Source organism: Pseudomonas oryzagri (genome assembly GCF_020831405.1).
Classification (GTDB): Bacteria; Pseudomonadota; Gammaproteobacteria; order Pseudomonadales; family Pseudomonadaceae; genus Geopseudomonas; species Geopseudomonas oryzagri.
The window spans coordinates 137,020-162,697 of the sequence record NZ_JAJHPU010000002.1 but is presented as its reverse complement, the minus strand read 5'-3'; the positions used below and the strand labels follow the sequence as shown (position 1 = coordinate 162,697).

Sequence of the window (25,678 nt, the reverse complement as noted above, 5' to 3'; positions counted from 1 at the left end):
TTGCCGAGCGCCGGCAGGAAGTCGCCGAGGTAGCGGAAGCTGTCCGGGGTGATCGGTGCGAGGTTAGCGGTGCGCTGGGCGATGGTGTAGCCGCCGTCGGCGCGCTTGCGGAAGGCGTAGCGGCTGGCGCCGAGCGCCTGCTCCGGGCCGCCGGGCATCGGTGGGGTACGCAGCACCGAGGCGATCACCTTGAGCTGCGGCAGGCGGATGCCGAGGCTCTTGCACAACAACGACGACCAGGCGCCGCCGGCAAGCACCACGCTGGTGCACGGCAGCTCGCCGCGCTCGGTGACCACCGAGGCCACCCGCCCGCCGGCGGTGGTCACCCCGCGCACCGCGCAGCGGGTGAAGATCCGCGCACCCAGCCGGCGCGCGGCGCGGGCGATGGCGGTGGTGGCCAGCTGTGGTTCGGCGCGGCCGTCGTGCGGGGCGAACAGCGCGCCGCTCCAGCCGGCGCGCGCGCCCTCGGGCTGGAGGTGGCGGAGTTCGTTGCCTTCGACCAGCCGCGCCTCGGCGCCGAAGGCGCTGGCGCCGCGCAGCCAGGCGGCCTGCTCGGCCAGCTGGCGCGGGTTCTCGCAGGCGTACCAGATGCCGGTGCGCACGAAGCCGGTGTCCTCGCCGAGCGTCGCCTGCCAGTCGTCCCACAGGCGCAGGCTGGCCAGCGCCAGCGGAATCTCCGCCAGGTCGCGGCCCATGCTGCGGCACCAGCCCCAGTTGCGCGACGACTGCTCGGCGGCGATCTCGCCCTTCTCCAGCAGGGTCACGGCGATGCCGCGGGCGGCCAGCCAGTAGGCGGTGCACACGCCGACGATGCCGCCGCCAATAATCGCCACGTCGGTGCGGGCGGGCAGCTGGCTGTCGCTGGGAAGGGTGGGGATCTGCGGATACATGGCGCACCTCATGAGTCGGGAATGGTCCGATCCTGCCGGACGATCCGCGGCGCGCAACTTGCATCGCTTTCCAGCGAGCGACTTTCCCAGCATGTGGGAATACCCGGAGGAGGTCCGCCGCCATGCCTACCGTCAGCCTCGCCAGTCCGGCCCGGGTGCCGGGCACTCAGACCCTCGAGCGCTCCTTCGCCCTGCTGCGCGCCATCGCCGCGGCGGGGGAGGAGGGCGCCAGCCTCGACGAACTCTGCGCCCTGCTGGGCGGCACGCCGAGCACCACCTACCGTCTGCTGCAGGCCCTGCGTCAGCAGGGCTTCGTGCGCCCCGGCGGCGAGCGCGGCCGGCATGTGCTGGGCTACGAGCTGTTCGCCCTCGGCGCCCGCGCCGGCAATCCCGGCGGCCTGCGCGACCAGGCGCGCCCGGCGCTGCTGCGCCTGGCCGAGCACTTCGGCGACAGCTTCTTCCTGCTGGTGCCCGACGGTAATGCCGTGCTCTGCCTGGAACGCCAGGACGGCCGCCAGCCGGTGCGCAGCTACAGCGAGGCGGTCGGCGGGCGCATTCCCATGGGCGTCGGCCAGGGCTCGCAGGTGCTGCTGGCGCACATGAGCCGCCGCGACTGCCGCGACGTCCTGCGCCACAACGCCGCCACGCTGCGGCTCGACTACGGTCTGGACGCCGAGGTGATCGCCCACACCCTGCCCAGCGTGCGCCGCCTCGGCTACGCCTGCGGCCTGCCGGATCGGCGCCTGCCCGGCTATACCGGCCTCGCCGTGCCCATCGTCGACGGGGGCGGTCAGGTACTCGGCGCGCTCAGCTGCGCGTTGTCGCGCCCGCAGATGACCGCTGCGCGCCGCCAGGCGCTGGCGGAGGCGATGATGGCGGAGGTGGAGCGGCTGCTCGCCGGCGTGCCGGCCGACCGAAACGCCTGAGCGGTTTCCGATCCGTGGGGCTCATTCGTCCAAGGGGGAAGCTCCCCGTGTAGTGCTCAAGGGCAGGCCGTTGGCCTGCTTGGCGAATGAATTCGCCCCTACAGGGAATGCCCGTCAGGCCCGCCGTTTGCGGCTCCGCCCGATGCTATGCATTCGGCCGATACCACCCATCAATGCATTCGAATTATCGAGTCGCGCCCAGCCGCCTAAGCTGTCTGTCACGTCCCACCGACAGGCCACATGGCCGGCACAGGAGACCCGATGAAGATTCTGATGGTGCTCACCTCCCACGACCAACTGGGCCATACCGGCCACAAGACCGGCTTCTGGCTGGAGGAATTCGCCGCGCCTTACTACGTGTTCAAGGACGCCGGCGCCGAGATCGTCCTGGCCTCGCCCAAGGGCGGCCAGCCGCCGATCGACCCGAAGAGCAGCGATCCGGCGATGCAGACCGACGCCACCCGCCGCTTCGCCGAAGATGCCGCGGCCCGCGCCGCGCTGGCCAGCACCCTGACCCTCGATGCGGTGCGCGCCGACGACTTCGACGCGCTGTTTTATCCCGGCGGCCATGGCCCGCTGTGGGACCTCGCCGAGGACCTGCGTTCGGCAGCCCTGATCGAGCGCTTCCAGGCCCTCGGCAAGCCGGTCGGCGCGGTCTGCCACGCCCCGGCGGTGCTGCGCTACGTCAGGGGCGCCGATGGCCACCCGCTGGTCAGGGGCCGCCAGGTCACCGGTTTCAGCAACAGCGAAGAAGAAGCCGTGCAGCTTACCGACGTGGTGCCCTTCCTGGTCGAGGACATGCTCAAGGCCCATGGCGGCCACTACAGCAAGGCTGCCGACTGGCAGAGCCACGTCGTGGTGGACGGCCTGCTGGTCACCGGGCAGAACCCGGCGTCCTCCGACGCCAGCGCCGAGGCGCTGTTGAAGCTGCTCGGCCACTGACTCCCTCGCCGGCCCCGCCCCGGGGCCGGTTTTCCCCTGCCTTCCCACTCATCCCGATAGTCGAGAGGACTCCGCATGTCCGCACTGTTCACCCCCTTCAAGTTGAAAGACGTCACCCTGCGCAACCGCATCGCCATTCCGCCGATGTGCCAGTACAGCGCCACCGACGGCCTGGTCGGCGACTGGCACCTGCATCACTACGCCGGCCTGGCCCGCGGCGGCGCCGGCCTGGTGATCGTCGAGGCCACCGCCGTCGCCCCGGAAGGGCGCATCTCCCCCGGCTGCGCCGGGCTGTGGAGCGACGAACAGGCCGCTGCCTTCGCGCCGGTCGCCCGCGCCATCAAGGCCGCCGGCGCGGTGCCGGGCATCCAGATCGCCCACGCCGGGCGCAAGGCCAGCGCCAACCGCCCCTGGGAGGGCGACGACCATATCGGCGCCGACGACCCGCGCGGCTGGCAGACCATCGCCCCCTCGGCCGTCCCCTTCGGCGCCCACCTGCCCAACGCGCCCAAGGCGATGACCCTGGAGGACATCGCCCGCGTGCAGGCCGACTTCGTCGCCGCCGCGCGCCGTGCCCTGGCGGCCGGTTTCGAGTGGCTGGAGCTGCACTTCGCCCACGGCTACCTGGCGCAGAGCTTCTTCTCGCCGCACTCCAACCAGCGCGACGACCAGTACGGCGGCAGCCTGGCCAACCGCAGCCGCTTCCTGCTGGAAACCCTCGCCGCGGTGCGCAAGGTGTGGCCGGAGCACCTGCCGCTGACCGCGCGCTTCGGGGTGATCGAATACGATGGCCGCGACGAAGAAACCCTCGAGGAGTCCATCGAACTGGCCAAGGGCTTCCGCCGCGGCGGGCTGGACCTGCTCAGCGTCAGCGTCGGCTTCACCATCCCCGACACCAGCATTCCGTGGGGCCCGGCCTTCCTCGCCCCGGTCGCCGAGCGCGTGCGCCGCGAGGCGGAGCTGCCGGTGGCCTCGTCCTGGGGCATCGACAGCCCGGCCAACGCCGAGCGCGTGGTCGCCGACGGCCAGATGGACCTGGTGATGATTGGCCGCGCCCATCTGGCCAACCCGCACTGGCCGCTGCAGGCCGCGCAGAAACTGGGCGTCGAGCGGCCGACCTGGGTGCTGCCGGCGCCCTACGCGCACTGGCTGGAACGCTACCGGGTCGGCGAGTGAGGGGAGAGACGAGATGACCATCTACCTGATCGCCCGCGTGCAGGCCAAGGCCGAGCATCGCGGCGAAGTGGAAGCCGAGCTGCGGCGCATGGTGGCGGCGAGCCGCGCCGAGCCGGGCTGCCTGCGCTACGACCTGTTCGCCGACCAGGACGGCGGCGCCGGCTTCTCGCTGGTCGAGGCCTACCGCGATGCGACTGCCGTGGAAGCCCACCGCAACAGCGCCCACTACCAGGCCTATCGCGGTCGTACCGGCGACTGGCTGGCGGCACCGACCGAAGTGCAGGTGCTCGGCGCAGTGGACGTCGCACCCTGCGCGTGAGTGGCGAACGGCGGCGGACGGGACTGTCCCGTCCGCCGCTCAGAACACCAGCGCATCATGGATCGGATGATCCTTCGCATACTTCTCCCGCAGCCAGTCGTGCAGGGTGCGGGTGAAGGTCTTGCTGCTCGCGCGCAGCGCCATGTACAGCTCCGACTGCTCGCGGCTCTCCTCGCGCACGGCGGCCAGTTCGTGGCGGTTGGCCGGTTCGGCGAGCTGGCGCAGGAAGCACTCGTAGAAGGTGAAGATCTCCCGCGTCTTCTCCTCCACCGCCGCCGAGGGCGGTTGCAGCGGCCCGCCGGCGCTGGCCAGGCGGTGCAGTCGCTCCAGGGGCGGCAGCTCCAGCAGGGCGAGCATGCGCTCGATGCGCGCGTCGCGGGCCGGCTCGCGGGCGGTGTCGGCGATGGCGATGATCGCCGCGAAGTACAAGAGCTTCCTCGAGAACTTCAGCTTGATGCTGCGCAGCCCCCAGTCCTTGCGGTCCACGCAGGCCTTGTGCTGCACGTCGATGGTGATGGTCCGGTAGTAGCGGATCACGTCGTTGAGCAGAAAGCGCGAGATCGACTTCTCCGGGCTGCCCTTGCAGATGTACGCCTCCAGCAGCCGCCGGCGCAGGCGGGCGAAGTGCTCGGCGCCGAACAGGCAGCGTCCTTCCAGAAGCAGCAACATGCGCCGGGTCAGCGACTGGTTGGTGTCCTGGCTGCCGCCGATGTGCTCGATCAACTGGCCGAAGTCCTGGGTCGCCTCGCCGCCGAAGATGCCCGAGTCGCCGGTCGGTCGCCGCACGTGCCGCTCGATCACCGCAGCGATCGCCGCCTTCTCCTGGGCGATCTCGCCGGTCTCGCAGCCATCGAGCAGGATGAACCAGTCGAGGTCGGACTCCGCGCTGGCCTCGTCGCGTCCGTAGGAGCCGGTGACCACCACGCACAGCCGCTCGCGCTGCGGGCTGTCGCGCAGCGCTTCCTGCAGGTCGCTGCGCAGGGCTTGCAGTACGCCCCGGCCGTGCCGCCGGGCGTTGGTGACATTGGGATAGTCGCGCAGGTAGGCGCGGTACTCGGCGTCGCCGGACAGATGGGCTGGCGCGTCCGGCTCGAGGCAGGCCAGCAGGGCGCTGGCGTGGGTCTGCTGGCTGCTGCGGACCAGCCGGTAGCGCTCGGCGAAGTCCTGCTTGCGGTCGACGAAGTAGCCGCGGAACTCGATGGCGAAGGGCGCATCGTCCATCCATGCCGGCAGGTAGTGGCGCTTCAGCTCGGCGAAGCCGGCGAACAGCTCGGGGTACTTGCGCCGCCACAGGCCTTCCCCGGCGAAAAAGTCCTCCTCGTCCGGCGGCGCCACCCCCGCCGCGCCGGCCAGGAAGCGCCGGCACGCCTGGTCGGCGAGCAGGCCCAGCGGCTCGTCGATGAACTGGGTATAGAGCAGGTTCTTGCGCTCCCAGAAGGTGTCGAGCACCGCCAGGGTCGTGCCGTCGCGGCGCGTGTCGAGCAGCGAGGCGCGCGCGCAGGACAGCCGGCACAGCGGCGGCAGCTCCGGCGCCAGGCAGGCGAGGGCACGGGCGATGCCGTCCAGCGTGTCGATGTTCATCGCGCTGGCGAACAGGTCGCCACCCGCCGCGCTGTCCACCTTGCCGTCGAGTAGATCGAGGATGAAGGGCACATCCGCCGCGCGGTTCAGCACGCCGTGAAGCTCCGCGCCGATGGCCACCTCGCCGCGGATGATCCGCACCCCGGCCTCGTGGTGGCCGTAGCCGGTGCGCTCGCGCAGGGCGGCGTCGGCGCTGTGCGACAGCGGCGGATGGCCGATGTCGTGGAGCAGCGCGGCGATCATCAGTTGGCGACGCAGGTCGGCCGGATAGCCGCGACCGCTGGCGACGAAGTTGGTCAGCGCGGCGACTTCCAGCGAATGGCTGGCGCGGCTGCGCTGGGCGGTCGGCAGGTGCAGGCGGTGGGTGTAGTCGAGGGCGCCGAGAAAGGCGACATCGTGCAGGCGGCGGAAAGCGGCGGTGTCCATCACCGCGTGGACCAGCGGATCGCTGGCGGTGGCATCCAGCCAGGAGACAGGTTCGGCTTCCCTTCCAGTATCGCTCTCACCCCAGGGCAAACTGGCAGCTGTAGTCATGAGAAGGCGCCATAGTGGTTTTTGTAATTGGCGATGCTGAAAGTTAGCATAGCGCGCGCCGCCAAAACGGCGATAAGAGTGACCGTCCGGCGGGCCGCGATAGCGGGCAAGGTGCAGCGATGGGGCTCGATTGGCGGCGAAACCGCCTCACAGCACATAGAGTTGCACCGCCGTGAAGTGCAGGCTGCTGCCACCGATCACGAACAGGTGCCAGATGCCGTGCCAGTGGCGGAAACGCTCGTCGAACACGTAGAAGACGATGCCGCCGGTGTAGCAGAGCCCGCCGGCGAGCAGCCAGATCACCCCGCTGTTGCCGAGCGCCTCGGCCAGCGGACCGACCGCCAGCACGGCGATCCAGCCCATCAGCGCGTAGATCACCAGCGACAGCACGCGCGCCTCGGAGCGCGGCTTGATCTCCTGCAGCATGCCCACCAGCGCCATGCCCCACACCACGCCGAGCAGCGTCCAGCCCAGCGGGCCGCCGAGGCTGACCAGGCAGAACGGCGTATAGCTGCCGGCGATCAACAGGTAGATGGAGAGATGATCGAGCTTGCGCAGCACCGCCTTCGCTCGGCCGCGCACGCTGTGATAGACGGTGGAAACGACGTAGAGCAGCACCAGCGTGCCGCCGTAGACCGCGACGCTGCCGATCTTCAGCGGCTCGCCCTCCCAGAGCGCCTGCACCAGCAGGCAGAGCGCACCGATGAAGGCCAGCACCGCGCCGACCAGATGAGTCCAGGCGTTGAAGCGTTCACCGTGGTACATATCCCACCCCCGGCGTTCACAATTCCCCGAGCACCCCGTCCCAGCCGTAGCCCTCACGGCTGCCTGTGGCAGGGCCGTAACGACAATTTCAGCACAAACTTCGCAAATTGGCGTTCGGCGCCGCAACCGACCGACGAGGGAACGGCCCCGGCCGGCGAGCAGCCCGGCAACCGGCTGGCGGCACGCTCTGGATGGCCATGAACGGCGGGCCAGGTTGCCGTCCATGGGGTCCGGGGCCGCCACCCGGCGCGCCACCGCTGCGGCTGCCGGGATGGAGGTTACAAGCCTGGAGTCGTCCCGGCGTGACAGGCCGAATGCGACGCAGCCCGCCTCGCCAATCGGGCATGGACTACGGCTTTGCCAGGTGCAGGGTGGGTCACTGGCGCAGGCGTTGCCCACCTGGAGCGCCATAACCGGCGTCGTGGCAGAAAATCGCTGCGCGAGTTTTCTACCCTGCGTGCTTAATCTCCACGCTGAATTGCGAGTGGGTTCATCACGCCTATAGGCGATGGGGGACGAGGTAAAGGCAGAGGTGTTCGATCAAGTCGAGCAGTTCTACGATCCATCGATGATGGCATTCGGCCCCGGATGGAAGCGGCCCGGCAGAGTTTGAAATAACGCTATGCGGGTTTCCCCGGGTTCGTGAAAGCGGGGCAAGCCCAGGCTCCGGCATCTGGACGCACGGGTTCAGTACTCCGGAGAGCTGAAGGTCGGGGTGCCGTATCGGTCTATGCTCAATACCTTGGATAGCGCACGTTCGGCGGCGGATGCTGCATCAGAGAGGAGTTTGAAGCAGGTCTGATGGCAGACCAGGTGGTACTGGGTCTCCGATGTCAGCCCGTGCTCTCTGACGGCCACGAATGCGAGGGCATGGTCGCCATTCATTTCGGCTGAACTCCAAGCCTCGAAACCAGGGAACTCTCTTTTGCTCATTTCGTTCTCGGGCGATGGCTGGATGAAGTTTGACTATCCCCCTTGTGGCATCAGATAGCTCTCTTTAAATCAGATATCTGATCAAGGGTCAGGGGTTCATGAGCCAAAAGCCCAGCGCTGACAGGCTGCGTGAAAACCCGAACAAGGTCTGATCTGACCCGCGATTTTCGCCCGCTTCTCGTGAGGCTGCTTCACCATCCGGATTCGATTTCCTGCCCCAAAGCGAGCGGTGGGAGATTCCCGCGCATTACCGAAGCACCTCGCCTGCCATACGCGAGCGTTTTCGGATCATCCGGCGGTTCGACAGCGCACATGGTCACAGGTGGGCAACTCGCGTAGCGATTGCCCACCAAGCAACGCCCGAGACCGGGAGTTGGTAGAAAAGCGCTGCGCGAGCTTTCAACCCTACGGGTTAGCGCAACCCGGCAACGATCTCGAAGCTGCGCAGGCGGTGCTCGGGCTGGTAGAGGTCGCCGGTGAAGATCAGCTCGTCGGCGCCGGTCTGCTCCAGCAGCACCTCCAGGCGGGCGCGCACCTTCTCCGGGCCGCCGATCACCGCAAGACCCAGGAAGTCGCCTACCGCCTCCTGCTCGCGGGGCTGCCAGCGGCCGGCCATGCTCTCCACCGGTGGGCGCAGCACCAGGCTTTCGCCGCGCATCAAGGCCAGCACGCGCTGGTAGGCGGTGGTGGCGAGGAACTCGGCCTCCTCATCGGTAGGCGCGGCGATCAGCGGCACACCGATCATGGAGTAGGGCTTGGTGAGAATCGCCGAGGGCTGGAAGTTGTCGCGGTAGATGTGCAGCGCCTGGTGCATGTAGCGCGGCGCGAAGTGCGAGGCGAAGGCGTAGGGCAGGCCCATCTGCGCCGCCAGTTGGGCGCTGAACAGGCTGGAGCCGAGCAGCCAGATCGGGATGTGACTGTCCACCCCGGGCATGGCGATCACCGTCTGTCCCGGCTGGCGCGGGCCGAGCAGGGCCTGCAGTTCGGCGACATCCTCGGGGAAGTCGTCGGCGCTGCCCGAACGCTCGCGGCGTAGGGCGCGGGCGGTCTGCGGATCGGAGCCCGGCGCGCGGCCGAGGCCCAGCTCGATGCGCCCCGGATAGAGCGCGGCAAGGGTGCCGAACTGCTCGGCGATCACCAGCGGCGCATGGTTGGGCAGCATCACCCCGCCCGAGCCCAGCTTCAGCGTCGAAGTGCCGGCGGCCAGATAACCGAGCAGCACCGCGGTCGCCGAACTGGCGATGCCCTCCATGTTGTGGTGCTCGGCCACCCAGTAGCGCGAGAAACCGAGCCGCTCGGCGTGCTGCGCCAGGGCCAGCGAGCGCTGCAGGGCCGGCGCCGGCCCTTTGTCGTCGTCGCGCAGCGGGGCCAGGTCGAGGATGGAAAATGGGGTGTCAGACAGCCTGCTCATACAACGTCCTCAAGTCATCAAGGCCTTATGGGGGCGGATGGGGGAAAGGCCAAGCCCAGTGTAGTCAGGGACAGACCGAAGGTTCTCCAGTCATAGGCTGGACAACTGCCGGAGGCATTGCCCGCCTTGGGGAGCTGCGCCTGACGCCGTGGCGGAGGATCGCTGAGCGATGTTCCCCCCTGGGAGCTGCCTATACTCTGGTCCGATGCAGCGGCCCCGCGGTCCGGGACATGCCGCGCACAGGCGGAGGAACGGGCATGCACCAGTGGGCGAAGTTGAAAGCGGGTGCGATCGCACTCGCCCTTGCGGTCGGCTTGTTGGGGGCGCAGGTTGCGGCTGCCCACCATGGCTGGGCCTGGACCAGCGACGAGGAGTTCGAGCTCACCGGCAAGATCGTCGCGGTACGCCTGGGCAATCCCCACGGCCAGCTGACCGTGGAGGCGGACGGCCAGCGCTGGACCGTGGAGGTCGGCCAGCCATGGCGCAACGAGCAGGCGGGTCTCCGCGACGATCTGCTGAGCATCGGCCGGGAGCTCACCGCCCATGGCCACCGCTCGTCCGACCCGGAGCAGCACCTGATGAAGGCCGAGCGCATCGTGATCGAAGGCAAGAGCTACAACCTGTATCCCGACCGCGCCTCCTGAGCGGAACATGACGAGTTGGCTGGCCGCGCTGGAGGCGAGCGGGTTCGCCCAGGCGCTGCGCAACTCGGTGTGGAGCTATCCGCTGGTCAACGCGGGGCACGTGCTGGGCGTGGCGCTGCTGGTCGGGGCCATCGTGCCGCTCGACCTGCGCCTGCTGGGCGCCTGGCGCACGCTGCCCCTCGTCCCCTTGTGGACTGTCCTGACGCGCACCGCCGCACTGGGGCTCGCCCTCGCCGTGGGGTGCGGCGGGCTGCTCTTCGCAACGGACGCGACCGACTACGCGGCGTCCGGCCTGTTCCGGGCCAAGATGACGCTGGTCCTGCTCGCGACACTCAACGCGCTCGCACTGCGCCGGACCGGCTTCGATCCGGCGGGCGTGCACGGCGCGGCCGACAAGGTGCCCGCGCGCATCCGTCTTGCCGCGGCTTTCTCGCTCGCAGCATGGCCCACAGTGCTCGGACTCGGCCGGTTGGTGGGCTATTTCTGAAGGTAAGTGCCTCATCCTGCGCGCTGCATCGCCACGCACATCGATGGCACCCGTGCTCCTGCGTGGGGGCCTGAACTATGGATGCACCGCGTCCATGGCCCCGGCAGCGGCCGAGTTGCGTGCCCACGCTGGAGCATGGGCACGATCAAAAGGCAAGCCTACGGAGTCGGGGGCAGACCAAGGGTTCGTCAGCCGTAGGGTGGGCAACTGCCGCAGGCATTGCCCAACTTGGGGAGTTGCGTTCGGCACTCCGGTAGAAAATCGCTGCGCGAGGTTTCTACACTACGAGTTGCGGACTCAAACAATGATAAGCGTACCTCCAGAAAATAAACTGCCTTTTTAACTTGGCTCTGTATACAAAAATCTGCACCACCTCCAACGGTGGTCTATGATTTTGATTGGTGAATAGGAATGGGATGGATCCATGAAAAACATACTCTTGTTTGTTTTTGGGGTTCTAATGGTTGTGTTTGGAACTTCAACCTATTTGTTATACACAGGTCAGGGTGGCTCGCTTAGTGATAAAGTCAGTAAGGCATCGACTGAAGTGGTGCCGGCTAGATTAATTAAAAAAGACTTTTCCGGGCGGATATTTATTGTTACGCGTGGAGGGGGTAGCGTACCGCTCGGGGGGGTGGTTGTTTCTTTTTATAGCTATAATAATTTCAAGGGGCTGCTGCCGGGGATGTATGAGTCAATTGCGAAGAATGTTTATGCGCATTCTGCGAGGTTTTCTGAGGAGTATGAGAAGGAGGATGCTCTGAGCAGAGAGTATGATAAAGTGGCTAAGCGGTCGCAAAGTGCTGCAAATAAGATATATAAAAAGGAAAAGGAGGTCGCGAAAGAGCGTAAAGCGGCATATTGGTCTATTTATCATTCAACAAGCTCAAGGGTTTTCTTTGAATCGCTACCAAAGCCGTACTTTACAACGCAAACGGATCCAGATGGAAAATTCAAGATCTCATTGTCGGCGGATGGGGTTGTTGTAGCTGTTGCCTGCGCATCGCGACTTATATTGAATAATACTGAAAGATATTGCTGGTTTACTAAGATGGATGGTTCTGGTGAGGTGTTTATGAATAATCATAATATGTTTGGGGTTGGCTCGAATGATTCGGCGATTCCAATGCCCGAGCTTTCAGGTGAGTGCGAATATCGATATTCATGTAAAGAACAGGTTGATATTGTTCGGGCTGCTTATGCGCCTTACTTTGTGAGTTCTGCTGCTGGAAGTGGTAAAAGGTAAATTTGTCAGTTTTTCTTGTTGGTCATGCGCGCCGTTGTTGGCGCGAGTGCAACGCATTAGAGTGGTAGCTGCCCCAGGCTTCGCCTACCTTTGGGTCGTGCTAGGCGCCGTGGTGGAATACTGCTGCGCGAGTTTTTCGATGGCTCCCACGCTCCTGCGTGGGAGCCTGAACTCTGGACGCTCCGCGTCCAACTGCAGGAGCGGTCGCGTGGCGTGCCCACGCGAGAGCGTGGGCGCGATCATTATACAGCCTCAAGTCGTCCTGGTTTTATGGGGGCGGATCAGGAAAGGCAAGTCTGAGGAAATCAGGGATAGGCCAGAGGTTCGCCAGCAGTAGGGTGGGCAACTGCCGTAGGCATTGCCCACCTTGGGGAGCCGCGCCCGACACCACGGTAGAAAGTCGCTGCGCGAGTTTTTTATCCTACTTGCTGACTCTAGCTATCCGACGTGGCGCTTCAAAAAAATCTGTCCACTTATTCTATTTCTCAGTTTTTCTTTCCCTCGATAGAGCTAAACCCGGATCTCATGTAGTTTACTATCCAGCCGCGAGAAGTAATTCCAATTGTTTTTCTGCGATTGTCTGTGTCGTCAATTGCGCTTTCAATGAGGTTGGCCTCCTCAAGTGACCTGAGATGAGGTCTCATCGCCTGGTTGCTTTCGAATCCGAATTCCTCATATTGACTTGGAGAGGTATTTCCGCCGGTAGAAGCTAGCTTCTCAAAAACTCCCCAAGCCCTTCCGCCAACACTAGATGTATCTGCGGAGTATTGGTCTGCTAGTTCGGCCATCCAAGCTTCGATTAGTCCATAAAGATCATCTGATTTACTTCTCTCGGCGCCATGTTCTACAGCCCAGAATGAAAAGTCTTCGCTGTATTTCATTGCGTTTCGAAGGTTTCTTCCTCCGACAGCATACAGATGGCCAAATCCTCGCGAGTCAACGGGGGCAATGGCTTCGTCATCGAGTTTGAAAACTTCTAGCCTTTCGGTTATTAGGTTTTCGATGTATTGGTCTGCAATTGGGTTTATCAGTATTGGCTCGGCAAGAACCCCTTGAAGTCGAGGGGAGGAAGCAACGCTTCTAGTTATACCTCTCGCTCCACATAATACCCAGCGAAGCCCTTTGACCCCTAGGACTTCGTCTCTAATTCCTTCTAGTAATGCTCTTGCATTTTTTGATGTTTCTAAAAGTTCAAGGTTGTCAATTGTGCAGATAAATCCACCTGATGAGCTTGTAGGGAAGCACTCTCGAAGCCAGGTTAGAACTGTCGTAGTAAATCCGTCTTCGCTAAATCCTACTGAGGTGTTTGCAGCGCTGCCTGAGTTGGCAGTTACTCCAAGAACTCCCGCAACATTAAGGCCGCCGCCTTGGGTTGATAGTATTGGGGAGTTAAGCCATCTGGCTACATTTGATGAGTCGGGGATGTTGTACCCTTTTGATTTTAATAGGTCATGATTGTCGATGAATGCTTGTGCAACTCTGAATAGTACTCTGCGCTTAAAGACTGCAGCCGAATCATCTACTGTTAGTTGGAATGGCTCAGATATTGGGATAAGAGCTTGCTGCGATGCTCCCTCAGAAAACTCCTTTTTGAGAAGAAATCCTGCAACTGCAACTAGGCTCGTTTTTCCTACGCCGTTAGGGCCTTCAAGTGTTGGATGTGTGTCCGAGGACTTTAGGTAAGTTGTTAACCGCCTTAGCTCTTTGTCACGGCCAACGAGTAGCTTTACGCCTTGCTCATCACCTTGTATTGGACGAGGGCTATATGGGTTGTCGGAAAATCCAAGTTTGTTCCATAAATTCATCGAAATGTCCTGTTTCCGATTGTTAGGCCACTTGTCAGTGGGAACGAGCCATGATGGGGCGCCATACCTTTTTGGGGTTGCGTGTGTCATCTGGAGAAAAGTGCTTGCGGATATGCACTCCATGACTAAAAAGAACTGACTTCAAACTTACGTATTTGCTAAGGAATTGTCTACTGTCTTGTTTTAGGTGCTACTCTAACTTTTTGAACCTACGCCTTTCTTCACTCCTTCCCATAATTCACCACCGACAACAATCTGATCGGCACCTTCACCAGCTGCTCCGGCCCGTGCGGCACTTCGCCGTCGAAGGTCAGGCTGTCGCCGGGTTGCATGTGGTAGAGCTGGTTGCCGTGGCGGTAGACCAGTTCGCCTTCCAATAGATGAAGGAACTCGGTGCCGGGGTGGGAGAAGGTCGGGAATTCCTCGCTGGCGTCGCCCATGTCGACCATGTAGGCCTCGAAGTTCTTCTTCGGGCCGCGCACGTGGTTGAGCAGGTGGTAGGTGTGGCCCTTGTCGGTGCCACGGCGGACCACTTCCATGCCTTCGCCGGCCTTGACCAGCAGCGCGCTGCTGCCTTGCTGGTCGTACTGGCTGAACAGCTTGGACATCGGCATGCCGAGCACGTCGCACAGGCGGCTCAGGGTGTCGAGGCTGGTGGAGACCTGGGCGTTCTCGATCTTGCTGAGCATGCCCTGGCTGATGCCGGCGATGCGCGCGACGTCGGCGATCTTCAGTTCCTGGGCCAGGCGCTGGCGCTTGAGCTGCATGCCGAGATACTGCTCCAGCTTGAGGCGGGGTTGATCGTCGTCGGTCTTTTTCATGCCGGCCTGCACTCTTTCAGTTCAAGAATATAAATTTCGCACCATGAATGGTCAGGGCCGGCCGCCCGTGCGCCGCTTCCGGTGCGCTGCTTTCCCGGTATGAAAGCATTTTTCCCATATAGATAGAAGGATGGCGGGCCCTGGCGGCGTGCGCGGGCGTTCCGGTCCAGGTTGGCAAGCTGTTTGCATTTCCTTTGGTGAAAGTAAATTTCCCTTGCGGAATACACAGCCTGAAGCCGAGGAGCCAACTGCCCATGTTGCCCAGCGAAACCCAGAAAATCATCGACCAGCACGGCATCAAGTACGTGCTGGCCCAGTTTGTCGACATCCATGGCGCCGCCAAGACCAAGTCGGTGCCGGTCTGCGGTCTGGAGGCGGTGGCCGAAGACGGCGCCGGTTTCGCCGGGTTCGCCATCTGCGGCATGGGCATGGAGCCCCACGGCCCGGACTTCATGGCCCGCGGCGACCTCTCCACCCTGACTCCGGTGCCCTGGCAGCCGGGCTACGGCCGGGTGGTGTGCATCGGCCACGTCGACGGCCAGCCGTGGCCCTATGACAGCCGCTACGTGCTGCAGCAGCAGGTGCAGCGCCTGAGCGACAAGGGCTGGACCCTCAACACCGGCCTGGAGCCGGAGTTCAGCCTGTTCCGCCGCGACGAGGCGGGCACCCTGCAACTGGTCGACGCCTCCGACAACCTCGACAAGCCCTGCTACGACTACAAGGGCCTGTCGCGCTCGCGCGAATTCCTCGAGCGGCTGACCGAGGCGCTGCAGCCGGTGGGCTTCGAGATCTATCAGATCGACCACGAGGACGCGAACGGCCAGTTCGAGATCAACTACACCTACAGCGACGCCATGACCTCGGCGGACCGCTTCACCTTCTTCCGCATGGCCGCCGGCGAGATCGCCAACGACCTGGGCATGATCTGCTCGTTCATGCCCAAGCCGGACCCCAAGCGCGCCGGCAACGGCATGCACTTCCACCTGTCGATCAGCAGCGCGACCAACAAGAACCTGTTCCATGACGCCAGCGACCCGAGCGGCATGGGCCTGTCGAAGATGGCCTACCACTTCATGGCCGGCCTGCTGGCCCATGGACCTGCGCTGTGCGCCTTCGCCGCGCCGACGGTGAACTCCTACAAGCGCCTGGTGGTGGGCCGCTCGCTGTCCGGCGCGACCTGGGCGCCGGCCTTCATCACCTACGGCGCCAACAACCGCTCGGCGATGGTGCGCATCCCCTACGGGCGCATCGAGTTCCGCCTGCCGGACGCCGGCTGCAACCCCTACCTGGTGAGCGCCGCAATCATCGCCGCCGGCCTCGACGGCATCGACCGCCAGCTCGAGCCGGGCCAGGTGTGCAACGAGAACCTCTACAAGCTGAGCCTGGAGGAGATCGCCGCGCGCGGCATCGACACCCTGCCGCAGAGCCTCAAGGAGGCCTGCGACGCGCTGGAGGCCGACCCGCTGTTCGCCGAGGTGCTCGGCCCGCAGATCGTCGGCGAGTTCATCAAGCTCAAGCGCATGGAGTGGGTGGAATACAGCCGCCACGTCTCCGACTGGGAAATCCAGCGTTACACCGAATTCTTCTAACCCGCTTCGGGCCGTCGCCCGCAGGCGGCGGCCATCTGCCTCCGAAGGAGAGAAAACATGTGTGGAATCGTAGGTCTTTACCTGAAGAACCCGGCGCTGGAATCCCAGCTCGGCAAGCTGTTCGAACCGATGCTGCTGGCCATGACCGACCGCGGTCCGGACAGCGCCGGCTTCGCCATCTACGGTGACGAAGTGGCCGACGGCTGGGTCAAGCTGACCCTGCAGAGCACGGTCGGCGAGTACGACTGGAAGGCCCTGATGGGCGCGCTGGAAGGCCGCCTGGGCTGCTCGCTGGACTGGTTCCAGAACGCCAGCGCCGCGGTGCTCAAGGTCGCCGCCGAGGAGGCCGCGGTGCGCGCCGCGCTCGCCGAACTGGCTCCGGACGTGCGCATCATGAGCGCCGGGCAGAGCATCGAGATCCTCAAGGGCATGGGCCTGCCGGCGGAAATCGCCGAGCGCTTCAAGCTGGCCAACATGAAGGGCAGCCACATCATCGGCCATACCCGCATGGCCACCGAGAGCGCGGTGACCATGGAGGGCAGCCACCCGTTCTCCACCGGCGCCGACCTCTGCCTGGTGCACAACGGCTCGCTGTCCAACCATTCGCGCCTGCGCCAGGAACTCAAGCGCAAGGGCATCACCTTCGAGACCCTCAACGACACCGAGGTGGCCGCCGGCTACCTGACCTGGCGCCTGCGCGAGGGCGACTCGCTGAAGGAGGCGCTGGACCACTCGCTGGAAGACCTCGACGGCTTCTTCACCTTCGCCATCGGCACCCGCAACGGCTTCGCGGTGATCCGCGACCCGATCGCCTGCAAGCCGGCGATCCTCGCCGAAACCGACGACTACGTGGCCATGGCCTCCGAGTACCAGGCGCTGGCCAGCCTGCCGGGGATCGACAAGGCCAAGGTCTGGGAGCCTGAGCCGGCCACCATGTACATCTGGGAAAAGACTGCCTGAGGAGCGCACACATGAAGACCATCGACCTTTCCACCTCTGAAGTGCGCGCACTGAACCAGGCCCTGCACGACCAGGCGAAAAACCTCGAAGAACGCGAGTGGGTCGTCACCCATTCGGACGGCAAGCACAACCTCGCCGTCGGCGTGAACGAAGCGCTGAGCATCGATATCCAGGGCCACGCCGGCTACTACTGCGCCGGCATGAACCAGAAGGCCACCATCACCGTGCACGGCAACGTCGGCGTCGGCGTGGCGGAGAACATGATGTCCGGCTCGGTACGCGTGAAGGGCAGCGCCTCCCAGGCCGCCGGCGCCACCGCCCACGGCGGCCTCTTGGTGATCGAAGGCGACGCCGGCGCGCGCTGCGGCATCTCGATGAAGGGCGTCGACATCGTGGTCGGCGGCAGCATCGGCCACATGAGCTGCTTTATGGGCCAGGCCGGACGCCTGGTGGTGTGCGGCGATGCCGGCGATGCGCTGGGCGATTCGTTGTACGAGACGCGCATCTACGTGAAGGGCACGGTCAAGTCGCTGGGTTCGGACTGCATCGAGAAGGAGATGCGCGCCGAGCACCTGGAGGAGCTGGCCGAGCTGCTCAACCGCGCCGGTTTCGACGAGGACCCGAAAGCGTTCAAGCGCTACGGCTCGGCCCGCCAGCTGTACAACTTCAAGGTCGACAACGCGTCCGCCTACTGATTGCCCACCGGGCCGCCGCGCGGCCCGGATACCCGATTCCGGCCCGTCGGCGAACCGCCGGCCGGCCACGAGGAGCACGAATATGAGCGAGAAAACCACCCCGGTGCTGCGCGAGTCCGCCACCTTCGACCGCCTGGCCATCCAGGAAATCCAGCGCGCCGCCGAGACCGGCATCTACGACATCCGCGGCGGCGGCACCAAGCGCAAGCTGCCGCACTTCGACGACCTGCTGCTGCTCGGCGCCAGCATGTCGCGCTACCCGCTGGAGGGCTACCGCGAGAAGTGCGGCACCGACGTGGTGCTCGGCACCCGCTTCGCCAAGAAGCCGATCCACCTGAAGATCCCGGTGACCATCGCCGGCATGAGCTTCGGTGCGCTCTCCGCCAACGCCAAGGAAGCCCTCGGCCGCGGCGCCAGCATCGCCGGCACCAGTACGACTACGGGTGATGGCGGTATGACCCCGGAAGAGCGCGGCCAGTCCAAGCACCTGGTCTACCAGTACCTGCCCTCGCGCTACGGCATGAACCCGGACGACCTGCGCAAGGCCGACGCCATCGAGATCGTCCTCGGCCAGGGCGCCAAGCCGGGCGGCGGCGGCATGCTGCTGGGCATGAAGGTCACCGAGCGCGTCGCCGGCATGCGTACCCTGCCGATCGGCGTCGACCAGCGCTCCGCTTGCCGTCACCCGGACTGGACCGGCCCGGACGACCTGGCGATCAAGATCGCCGAGATCCGCGAGATCACCGACTGGGAAAAACCGATCTACGTGAAGATCGGCGCCAGCCGCCCGTACTACGACGTCAAGCTGGCGGTGAAGGCCGGCGCCGACGTGATCGTCCTCGACGGCATGCAGGGCGGCACCGCCGCCACTCAGGAAGTGTTCATCGAGCACGTCGGCATCCCGATCCTCTGCGCCATCCCGCAGGCCGTGCAGGCCCTGCAGGAGATGGACATGCACCGCAAGGTGCAGCTGATCGTCTCCGGCGGCATCCGCACCGGCGCCGACGTGGCCAAGGCCATGGCCCTGGGCGCCGACGCGGTGGCCATCGGCACCGCGGCGCTGATCGCCCTCGGCGACAACCACCCGCGCCTGGACGACGAGCTGAAGAAGATCGGCTCGGCCGCCGGCTACTACGACGACTGGCAGAACGGCCGCGACCCGGCCGGCATCACCACCCAGGACCCGGAGCTGTCCAAGCGCCTCGATCCGGTGGAGGGCGGTCGCCGCCTGGCCAACTACCTGCGCGTGCTGGTGCTGGAAGCGCAGACCATGGCCCGCGCCTGCGGCAAGTCGCACCTGCACAACCTCGACCCCGAGGACCTGGTGGCGCTGACCGTGGAAGCCGCGGCCATGGCCCGCGTGCCGCTGGCCGGCACCGGCTGGATCCCCGGCCAGCAATTCTGACCCGCCGGGCGGGCGCCGGCAGCGTACCGGCGCCCGTCTCACTGGTCTGGATCTGTAGGGGCGAATTCATTCGCCAGGCAGGCCAACGGCCTGCGCTGGGTGGTTCGGGGCGCTGCGCGCCCCCTGGCGAATGAATTCGCCCCTACAGGTCGGCTCCCGGCCAGAATTTTGCATTGCACATCCCACCTGCCAGGAATCCTTCATGACCCTTTGAGGTACTTCACCATGTCGATCACCGCATCAGGTTCCACTCCGCTAAGCCGCACGCTGAGCCGTGTCTTGCCGCTGTTCATGCTGGTCTTCGCGCCGCTGGCGCTGGCCGACGACTCCACCCTGGATACCGGCGTCACCGCCTGGATGATGACCGCCACCGTGCTGGTTTTGTGCATGTGCGTGCCGGGCCTCGCGCTGTTCTACGGCGGCCTGGTGCGCGCCAAGAACATGCTCTCGCTGTTTTCCCAATGCTTCGCCGTCGCCGGCGTGGTCGGCGTGCTGTGGGTGATCTACGGCTACAGCATGGTGATCGACACCACCGGCATGGTCGCCGGCGAGTTCACCTTCAACAGCTTCGTCGGCGGTCTGGAGCGCGCGATGCTCGCCGGCCTCAAGGGCGACAGCCTGGTGCTGGGCATGCCGGAAGGGGTGTTCATCACCTTCCAGATGACCTTCGCGATCATCACTCCGGCGCTGATCGCCGGCGCCTTCGCCGAACGCATGAAGTTCGTCGCCGCCGTGCTGTTCATGGCGCTGTGGTTCACCTTCGTCTACGCGCCGATGGCGCACATGGTCTGGGGCGGTCCGGGTGCACTGATGCACAACTGGGGTGCACTGGACTTCGCCGGCGGCACCGCCGTGCACATCAACTCCGGCGTCGCCGCGCTGGCCGCCTGCCTGCTGCTCGGCAAGCGCAAGGGCTACCCGCACGTCGAGATCCGTCCGCACAACCTGCCGCTGGCGATGACCGGCGCGGCTCTGCTGTGGGTCGGCTGGTTCGGCTTCAACGTCGGCTCCGCCGCCGGGGTCGGCACCGTATCGGGCATCGTCATGCTCAACACCCAGCTGGGCGCCTGTGCCGGCATCGTCGGCTGGATGATCGCCGAGCTGATCAAGGCCGGCCGGCCGAGCGCCATGGGCCTGGCTTCCGGCGCCATCGCCGGCCTGGTCGGCATCACCCCGGCCTGCGCCTACGTCGGCGTCGGCGGCGCGCTGGCCATCGGCCTGCTGTGCGGCGTGCTCTGCTACCTGGCGGTCACCTCGCTGAAGCAGCGCCTGGGCTACGACGACAGCCTCGACGTATTCGGCCTGCACGGCATCGGTGGCGTGGTCGGCGCCATCCTCACCGGTGTGTTCTGCGTACCGGCGCTGGGCGGCTACGTCGAGGGCAGCGAGATCGCCACCCAGGTGTGGGCGCAGGTGAAGAGCGTGGCGTTCACCTTCATCTACTGCTTCGTGGTCAGCTGGGTGCTGCTCAAGCTGGTCGACAAGCTGGTCGGCCTGCGCGTGGCCGAGGAGCACGAGGACATCGGCCTCGACCTCGCCGAGCACAACGAGACCGCCTACAACCACTGATCCCTACGGTACGGGTCAGGCGAGCGCCGGGCATTGCCCGGCGTTCTGCTTTTCGCGGCGGCGTTACGGCGCGCAGGCTCGTGCAGAGCATCTACCCTGAGGGGAGGCCGGGTGGTTGGGCGGCCTGCGGGGTTTTCGATGCGAGAGGTATCGGTCATGCGTCAGCTTGCTCTGCCCGTGCTGCTCCTTGCGCTCGGCGCGTCCGCCGAGGCCCGTATGTACGGCGCCGACTACGAGGCCTGCAGCCAGCAGGCCGCCGAGATCGTCGAGTGCGTGAAGGCCAGCGCGAAGACCTGGGACCGGCGGATGAATGGCGCCTACAAGTCACTGATGCAGCGCAGCGAGCCCGGCCAGCGCGAGCCGCTCAAGGCCGCGCAGCGCCGCTGGGTGGAGTACCGCGACGCCAATTGCGGCTTTTATGCGGCCGGCGGCGGCTCGCTCAGCCCGGTCGCCACCGCCGAATGCCTGCGCGCCATGACCCAGCAGCGCGCCTGCGAACTGGAGGCCGCCAACATGCCCGAAGGGGCGGCGGGGCAGGGGTGCGAGTGAGAGCCTGCTCACGATCTGCTGCGCGTCGGCCATGCTGCGTTGAAACGGAGTGAAGCGGAGTAACAGCCGAAGGCTGGCCCGCAGGGCGAGCGAAGCGAGTCAATCGGTTTCGGACAGTGGCTTGCCACTGAACGTCCGCAAGGACGACCCCGGAGGGGCGAGCGGAGCGAGTCATGCTCATTTACCGCTCGTAAACTCCGCTTCCTCAACCGATTGCGCGGGGCCGCCGAGGCCTTGCCTGGCTCTAGCTCGCGAAATCGTGAGCAGGCTCTCGGGGGCTCAGCGCAGCTGACTGTCCTTGCTGCCCCGCCGGTTGTAGCCGCTGAACACCGCCTGCTGCTTGTCGTGCTCGCTCTGGCAGGCGAGGCACAGGCGCACGCCGGGCACCGCCTGGCGGCGGGCTTCGGGGATGGGCGCGTCGCATTCCTCGCAATGGGTGAGGCTTTCGCCGCGCGGCAGCTGGCTGCGGGCGCGGGCGATGGCGTCCTCGATGGTGCTGTCGATCTGTTCCTGTACCGCTCCGTCGTTGGTCCAGCCGCCGGCCATGTCGTCTCCTCGGCAGGGTGATTCGCCTGTGCGCCGGGCTGTGCAGCCCGGCCGCCGTGTCTTGCCCGCGGGCTCGACGTTTACGATAGATCGATTAACTTGAAATGAGGCAGGCCGCCCGTCCGCTCGTCGAGGGTGCCGCAATCCCGCGGGCGGCGCTTGCATCCCACCGTCATGCCATATGCAAGGAGCGCCAGGTGATCATTCCACAATACTGGGCCGAGGGCCGTGCGCGGAACAGGAGCGAAGGGCGGCAGGTGACGGTGCGCCGTTTCGGCTGGTCGCAGACGAGCCAGGAGGAGGCGCAGGCCAACGCCGAGCAGCGCGCGACAGAGGCGCTTGAGCGTGTGCTGGCGGGCGAGAAGCTGGCGCGCCGGGAGCCCAAGGTGCCCTACAACGGCGCCGAGGGCGTGCCGATCCGCGAGGAGGTGGTCGAGCGCCACGGCGAGGTGGTGATCACCCGCAACGCCTACGGCGCGCGCTGCCTGAACACCCCCAACGTGCTATTCGCCGACATCGACTTCGCCGCCGAGACGCCGGTGCGGCTGATCTTCGCCACCATGGCCGGCCTGGTGGCGCTGGCGGTGCTGATCGGCCTGCGGCTGGATTCCTTCGGGCTGCTCGCGGTGCTGGTGCTCTGCGCGCTGTTCGGCGCCAACAGCCTGGCCGGCTGGCTGTACCGCCTGCGCCTGCGCTTCGACGGCGGCGCCGAGCGTCTGGCGCGCAAGCGGGTGCTGCGCTTTCTGGCCGCCCATCCGGACTGGGGGCTGCGCCTGTATCGCACGCCCGCCGGCTTGCGCGTGCTGGCCACGCACCGCACCTTCGCCCCGGACGATCCCGAGGTGGCGCGCTGCTTCGCCGCCGTCGGCGCCGATCCGCACTACGTGCGCATGTGCCTGCGCCAGCAGTGCTTTCGCGCGCGGGTCAGCGCCAAGCCGTGGCGCATCGGCATCGACCAGCATCTGCGCCCGCGCCCCGGCGTCTGGCCGGTGGCGGCCGAGCGCCTGGCGCAGCGGCGGGAGTGGGTGGCGCGCTACGAGACGGCGGCCGGCGACTACGCGGCCTGCGCTTTCATCGAGGCGCTGGGCAATGCGGTGGTCGCGCCCGCGGTGGCCGAGGTGCAGCACCTGCACGATGCGCTGTGCGGCTCGGCGAGCGGCCGTCCGCTTGCCTGAGCACGGCGCAGCGGCGCGGATTCACTCCTTGACGTTCATGTGCTCGCGCGCCCAGGCGATGTAGTCGTCGGGGTGGGTGTACTTGGTCACCAGTTCCGAGGCGCTCAGGCCGTTGCCGGTGGCGATGCCGCGCTGTTCGCGCATGCTGTCGTAGGTGGCCTTGATCGCCGCGAAGTAGGCGCCGTGGCCGTCGACCACGATGCGCACGCCCATCTCGGCCAGGCGGTGGTCGTCGCGCAGCTCGGGGTTGCCGTAGGTGACCAGCATCAGCGGCACGTGCAGGCCCTCGGCGATGGCTTCCAGATGGGCGAAGTCCTTCACGCCGACCAGGCAGATGCCGTCCGCGCCGGCGGCCTGGTAGGCCTGGGTGCGGTGGATCACCTCCTGCACCGGCAGCACGCCGGCGTGGGTGCGGGCGATGATCGCCAGTGCCTTGTCGTCGCGCACTTCCTGCGCCGCGCGCAGCTTGCCGATGCCTTCCTCGACGCTGATCAGGTCGTAGGACTTGCGGCCGAACTGGGCCGGCAGCAGGGTGTCCTCGAGGGTCAGCGCGGCGACCCCGGCGCGCTCCAGCTCGATGACCGTGCGCATCGCGTTGAGCGCGTTGCCGTAGCCGTGGTCGGCGTCGGCGATCACCGGCAGGCGGGCGACGCGGCCGATGCGGGTGGCCTGCTCGGCGAACTCGCTGAGGGTGATCAGCGCCACGTCGGGGGCGGCGAGCACCTGCAGGGAGGCGACCGAGCCGCCGAGGATGCCGACCTCGAAGCCGAGGTCGGCGGCGATGCGCGCCGACAGCGGGTCGAACACCGAGGCGGTGTGGTAGCAGGCGTTGCTGTCGAGCAGGGCACGGAAGGTGTTGCGCAGGGCGTGGTGACAGGATTTCTGCATGGTCTTATCCCTTGGGTCTTTGTCTTGTCTTGTACCTTTCAAGTATTGCAAATCCTGTACCCGAAGGTCGTATTGCGTGGGTTTACTCGTTTTGCTGGGCGGTTATCGCGCGGGAGTGGCGAACGGGCGCCGCTACCTCGGCCGAGGTGGCGAAAATCCGCCAGCCGGCGCGCGCCAACTGTGCCATTGCGGACAGTTCGCGCCGCGGCGCCGGGCCGGGCAGGCCGCGGGGCAAGGCAGGGGCACCGTCGTGGGGCATGCACGGCTCCTTGCCGCGCATACCCCGCGCGGCTCACTTGATGAAGCGCACCTGGCTGTTGATCTTCTCGAGGATCGCGGCCTTCTTGTCGTTGAAGCGCGCCTTGTTCTGCTCGAACAAGTTGTTGCCCTTGGTGTCGATGGAGATGATCAGCGGGCCGAACTCGCGCACGCGGTTGACCCACAGGGTTTCCGGCATGCCCAAGTCCTGCCACTCGGCGCGCTCGATCTCCTCGACCTTGGTGGCGGCCAGCACCGCGCAGCCGCCGGGGAACACCGCGTGCACCGCCTTGTTCTCCAGGCAGCCGGCGGTGGTTTCCGGGCCCATGCCGCCCTTGCCGACGATCAGCTTGACGCCGGTTTCCTCGATGAACTGCTTCTCGAACTTCTCCATGCGCATGCTGGTGGTCGGGCCGATGGAGACCATCTCGAAGCTGCCGTCGTCCTTCTTCTTGACGATGGGACCGGCGTGGAAGATCGCCCCGCCGCGCAGGTCGACCGGCAGCTCGCGCTTGAGCTCGATCAGCCGGCGGTGCGCCACGTCGCGGCAGGTCACCAGCTGGCCGGTCAGGTAGACCACGTCGCCGACGTTGAGGGACGCCAGGTCTTCGTCCTTGATCGGGGTGGTGAGGATCTTTTTCACAGGACTACTCCTTCGTGGGAGAGGATGTCGTAGGACAGGTCGGCGTTGATGCGGATCTTGCCGCGGCGGTGCGCCCAGCAGCCGGTGGACACGGCGACGCCGATGGTCGACGGGTGGCGCGCCGAGGATTCGATGTTCACGCCCATCACGCTGCTGTTGCCGGAGAGACCCTGCGGGCCGATGCCGATCTCGTTGAGGCCCTCTTCCAGCAGCTGTTCCATCAGCGCCGCGTTGGGGTTGGGATGGCTGGAGTCCACCGGGCGCAGGATGGCGCGCTTGGACAGCCGCGCGGCGGTCTCCACCGAGGTGGACACGCCGACCCCGACCAAGAGCGGCGGGCAGGCGTTGACGCCGCGCGAGGTGATCACGTCGAAGACGAACTCGGCGACTCCTTCGTAGCCCTGGCCGGGCATCAGTACCTTGGCCGAGCCGGGCAGGGTGCAGCCGCCGCCGGCCATGTAGACGTCGATCAGCGCGTAGTCGGCGTCGGGGAGGATTTCCCAGTCCAGCCACGGGATCTTCGAGCCGGTGTTGGTGCCGGTGTTCTTCTCGTCGAAGGTTTCCACCGCGTTGTGGCGCAGCGGGCCCTTTTTGGTCGCCTCCAGGGTGGCGTTCTGCAGGATGCCCTCCAGCTCGCCGAGCAGCGGGAAGCGGGCGCCGGCGGCGATGAAGTACTGGATCACCCCGGTGTCTTGGCAGCTCGGCCGGTCGAGCTTGTCGGCGTAGTCCTGGTTCTCCGCCATCGAGTCGTAGATCTCGATGGCCAGCGAATTGGTTTCCGCGGCGCGCAGCTTGGCGGTCTTTTCCTTCACGTCGGTGGGCAGGCGCTTGCCGATATAGGCGGTGAACTTGGCCATCACGTCGGTGAGCGATTGAACGGCTGATTCGTTATCCACTTTTATTCTCCTACTGCATCACAAG

25 protein-coding genes are annotated in these 25,678 nt (G+C 65.8%); 14 read left to right on the top strand and 11 right to left on the bottom strand.

Translation table 11 applies throughout. The annotated features are described in order from the left end of the window. Window positions 1–890: NAD(P)/FAD-dependent oxidoreductase (locus tag LMJ29_RS00765; RefSeq protein ID WP_229602943.1), on the bottom strand; the 890-nt coding region annotated here is incomplete at its 3' end. 122 nt (window positions 891–1,012) lie between these two features. Here LMJ29_RS00765 and LMJ29_RS00760 point away from each other — a divergent pair. The 4 genes from LMJ29_RS00760 (at window position 1,013) to LMJ29_RS00745 (ending at window position 4,253) form a co-directional block, all read left to right on the top strand. Beyond that, window positions 1,013–1,816: an IclR family transcriptional regulator gene (locus LMJ29_RS00760; protein ID WP_229602942.1), complete on the top strand. Its 804-nt coding sequence runs from the start codon at window positions 1,013–1,015 to the stop codon at window positions 1,814–1,816. Window positions 1,817–2,077: 261 nt separating this feature from the next. Beyond that, window positions 2,078–2,758, top strand: a complete 681-nt coding sequence (locus LMJ29_RS00755) for a type 1 glutamine amidotransferase domain-containing protein (RefSeq protein ID WP_229602941.1) — start codon at window positions 2,078–2,080, stop codon at window positions 2,756–2,758. A 75-nt stretch (window positions 2,759–2,833) separates the two neighbouring features. Continuing rightward, the gene (locus tag LMJ29_RS00750) at window positions 2,834–3,934 is read left to right on the top strand and encodes an NADH:flavin oxidoreductase/NADH oxidase (protein ID WP_229602940.1); all 1,101 of its coding nucleotides are present in this window, start codon (window positions 2,834–2,836) and stop codon (window positions 3,932–3,934) included. A 13-nt stretch (window positions 3,935–3,947) separates the two neighbouring features. After that, window positions 3,948–4,253, top strand: a complete 306-nt coding sequence (locus LMJ29_RS00745) for a putative quinol monooxygenase (protein ID WP_229602938.1) — start codon at window positions 3,948–3,950, stop codon at window positions 4,251–4,253. Window positions 4,254–4,292: 39 nt separating this feature from the next. Here the strand turns inward: LMJ29_RS00745 and LMJ29_RS00740 are convergent, their stop codons facing one another. From LMJ29_RS00740 to LMJ29_RS00725, 4 genes are all read right to left on the bottom strand, one after another. Beyond that, entirely contained in the window at window positions 4,293–6,368 is a 2,076-nt protein-coding gene (locus LMJ29_RS00740; RefSeq protein WP_229602936.1) for an HD domain-containing protein, read from the bottom strand. Window positions 6,369–6,515: 147 nt separating this feature from the next. Then, window positions 6,516–7,133: a PAQR family membrane homeostasis protein TrhA gene (gene trhA, locus LMJ29_RS00735; RefSeq protein ID WP_229602933.1), complete on the bottom strand. Its 618-nt coding sequence runs from the start codon at window positions 7,131–7,133 to the stop codon at window positions 6,516–6,518. Between the two features lie 687 nt (window positions 7,134–7,820). Beyond that, on the bottom strand, window positions 7,821–8,066 hold the full coding sequence (locus LMJ29_RS00730) for a hypothetical protein (RefSeq protein WP_229602930.1): 246 nt from the start codon (window positions 8,064–8,066) through the stop codon (window positions 7,821–7,823). A 412-nt stretch (window positions 8,067–8,478) separates the two neighbouring features. Further along, entirely contained in the window at window positions 8,479–9,477 is a 999-nt protein-coding gene (locus LMJ29_RS00725; protein WP_229602927.1) for an LLM class flavin-dependent oxidoreductase, read from the bottom strand. 257 nt (window positions 9,478–9,734) lie between these two features. On the opposite strand from LMJ29_RS00725, the gene LMJ29_RS00720 reads away from it, so the two are divergent. The 3 genes from LMJ29_RS00720 to LMJ29_RS00710 all read left to right on the top strand — a co-directional run bounded on the left by LMJ29_RS00720 (window position 9,735) and on the right by LMJ29_RS00710 (window position 11,854). Then, window positions 9,735–10,121, top strand: a complete 387-nt coding sequence (locus LMJ29_RS00720) for a DUF6152 family protein (protein WP_229602924.1) — start codon at window positions 9,735–9,737, stop codon at window positions 10,119–10,121. Between the two features lie 7 nt (window positions 10,122–10,128). After that, window positions 10,129–10,608 carry a hypothetical protein gene (locus LMJ29_RS00715; RefSeq protein WP_229602921.1) on the top strand — a complete coding sequence of 160 codons (480 nt, stop codon included), beginning with the start codon at window positions 10,129–10,131 and terminating at the stop codon, window positions 10,606–10,608. 424 nt (window positions 10,609–11,032) lie between these two features. Beyond that, on the top strand, window positions 11,033–11,854 hold the full coding sequence (locus tag LMJ29_RS00710; protein ID WP_229602918.1) for a hypothetical protein: 822 nt from the start codon (window positions 11,033–11,035) through the stop codon (window positions 11,852–11,854). Window positions 11,855–12,339: 485 nt separating this feature from the next. Here LMJ29_RS00710 and LMJ29_RS00705 read toward each other — a convergent pair whose 3' ends face one another. Both LMJ29_RS00705 and LMJ29_RS00700 read right to left on the bottom strand, forming a co-directional pair. Continuing rightward, window positions 12,340–13,659 (bottom strand): ATP-binding protein, encoded by a 1,320-nt coding sequence (locus LMJ29_RS00705; RefSeq protein WP_229602914.1) that lies wholly within the window; start codon window positions 13,657–13,659, stop codon window positions 12,340–12,342. A 221-nt stretch (window positions 13,660–13,880) separates the two neighbouring features. After that, window positions 13,881–14,480, bottom strand: coding sequence for a helix-turn-helix domain-containing protein (locus LMJ29_RS00700; protein ID WP_229602912.1), 600 nt, complete (start codon window positions 14,478–14,480; stop codon window positions 13,881–13,883). 254 nt (window positions 14,481–14,734) lie between these two features. Between LMJ29_RS00700 and glnT the strand changes: the two genes are divergently transcribed. The 6 genes from glnT (at window position 14,735) to LMJ29_RS00670 (ending at window position 21,247) form a co-directional block, all read left to right on the top strand. Further along, the gene (glnT, locus tag LMJ29_RS00695) at window positions 14,735–16,069 is read left to right on the top strand and encodes a type III glutamate--ammonia ligase (protein WP_229602910.1); all 1,335 of its coding nucleotides are present in this window, start codon (window positions 14,735–14,737) and stop codon (window positions 16,067–16,069) included. Between the two features lie 57 nt (window positions 16,070–16,126). Next, window positions 16,127–17,029 (top strand): class II glutamine amidotransferase, encoded by a 903-nt coding sequence (locus tag LMJ29_RS00690; RefSeq protein WP_229602907.1) that lies wholly within the window; start codon window positions 16,127–16,129, stop codon window positions 17,027–17,029. An 11-nt stretch (window positions 17,030–17,040) separates the two neighbouring features. Beyond that, a complete protein-coding gene (locus tag LMJ29_RS00685) occupies window positions 17,041–17,724 on the top strand; it encodes a GltB/FmdC/FwdC-like GXGXG domain-containing protein (RefSeq protein ID WP_229602904.1) in 684 nt (227 codons plus the stop codon). Window positions 17,725–17,806: 82 nt separating this feature from the next. Beyond that, window positions 17,807–19,129: an FMN-binding glutamate synthase family protein gene (locus LMJ29_RS00680; protein ID WP_229602902.1), complete on the top strand. Its 1,323-nt coding sequence runs from the start codon at window positions 17,807–17,809 to the stop codon at window positions 19,127–19,129. Window positions 19,130–19,420: 291 nt separating this feature from the next. Next, complete coding sequence (locus LMJ29_RS00675; RefSeq protein WP_229602958.1) at window positions 19,421–20,698, top strand: ammonium transporter; 1,278 nt, start codon at window positions 19,421–19,423, stop codon at window positions 20,696–20,698. A gap of 156 nt (window positions 20,699–20,854) precedes the next feature. After that, on the top strand, window positions 20,855–21,247 hold the full coding sequence (locus tag LMJ29_RS00670; RefSeq protein ID WP_229602899.1) for a lysozyme inhibitor LprI family protein: 393 nt from the start codon (window positions 20,855–20,857) through the stop codon (window positions 21,245–21,247). 279 nt (window positions 21,248–21,526) lie between these two features. Here LMJ29_RS00670 and LMJ29_RS00665 read toward each other — a convergent pair whose 3' ends face one another. After that, window positions 21,527–21,793 (bottom strand): DksA/TraR family C4-type zinc finger protein, encoded by a 267-nt coding sequence (locus tag LMJ29_RS00665; protein WP_229602896.1) that lies wholly within the window; start codon window positions 21,791–21,793, stop codon window positions 21,527–21,529. A 197-nt stretch (window positions 21,794–21,990) separates the two neighbouring features. Here LMJ29_RS00665 and LMJ29_RS00660 point away from each other — a divergent pair, with 197 nt between their 5' ends. Next, window positions 21,991–22,968 (top strand): hypothetical protein, encoded by a 978-nt coding sequence (locus tag LMJ29_RS00660; protein ID WP_229602893.1) that lies wholly within the window; start codon window positions 21,991–21,993, stop codon window positions 22,966–22,968. Between the two features lie 21 nt (window positions 22,969–22,989). Here the strand turns inward: LMJ29_RS00660 and LMJ29_RS00655 are convergent, their stop codons facing one another. The 3 genes from LMJ29_RS00655 to ttdA form a co-directional block, all read right to left on the bottom strand. After that, complete coding sequence (locus LMJ29_RS00655) at window positions 22,990–23,856, bottom strand: isocitrate lyase/PEP mutase family protein (protein WP_229602890.1); 867 nt, start codon at window positions 23,854–23,856, stop codon at window positions 22,990–22,992. A gap of 292 nt (window positions 23,857–24,148) precedes the next feature. Further along, the gene (gene ttdB, locus LMJ29_RS00650) at window positions 24,149–24,757 is read right to left on the bottom strand and encodes a L(+)-tartrate dehydratase subunit beta (protein ID WP_229602887.1); all 609 of its coding nucleotides are present in this window, start codon (window positions 24,755–24,757) and stop codon (window positions 24,149–24,151) included. After that, on the bottom strand, window positions 24,754–25,653 hold the full coding sequence (ttdA, locus tag LMJ29_RS00645) for a L(+)-tartrate dehydratase subunit alpha (protein WP_229602884.1): 900 nt from the start codon (window positions 25,651–25,653) through the stop codon (window positions 24,754–24,756). Before ttdA ends, ttdB begins: the two co-directional genes overlap by 4 nt. Window positions 25,654–25,678 lie beyond the last annotated feature (25 nt).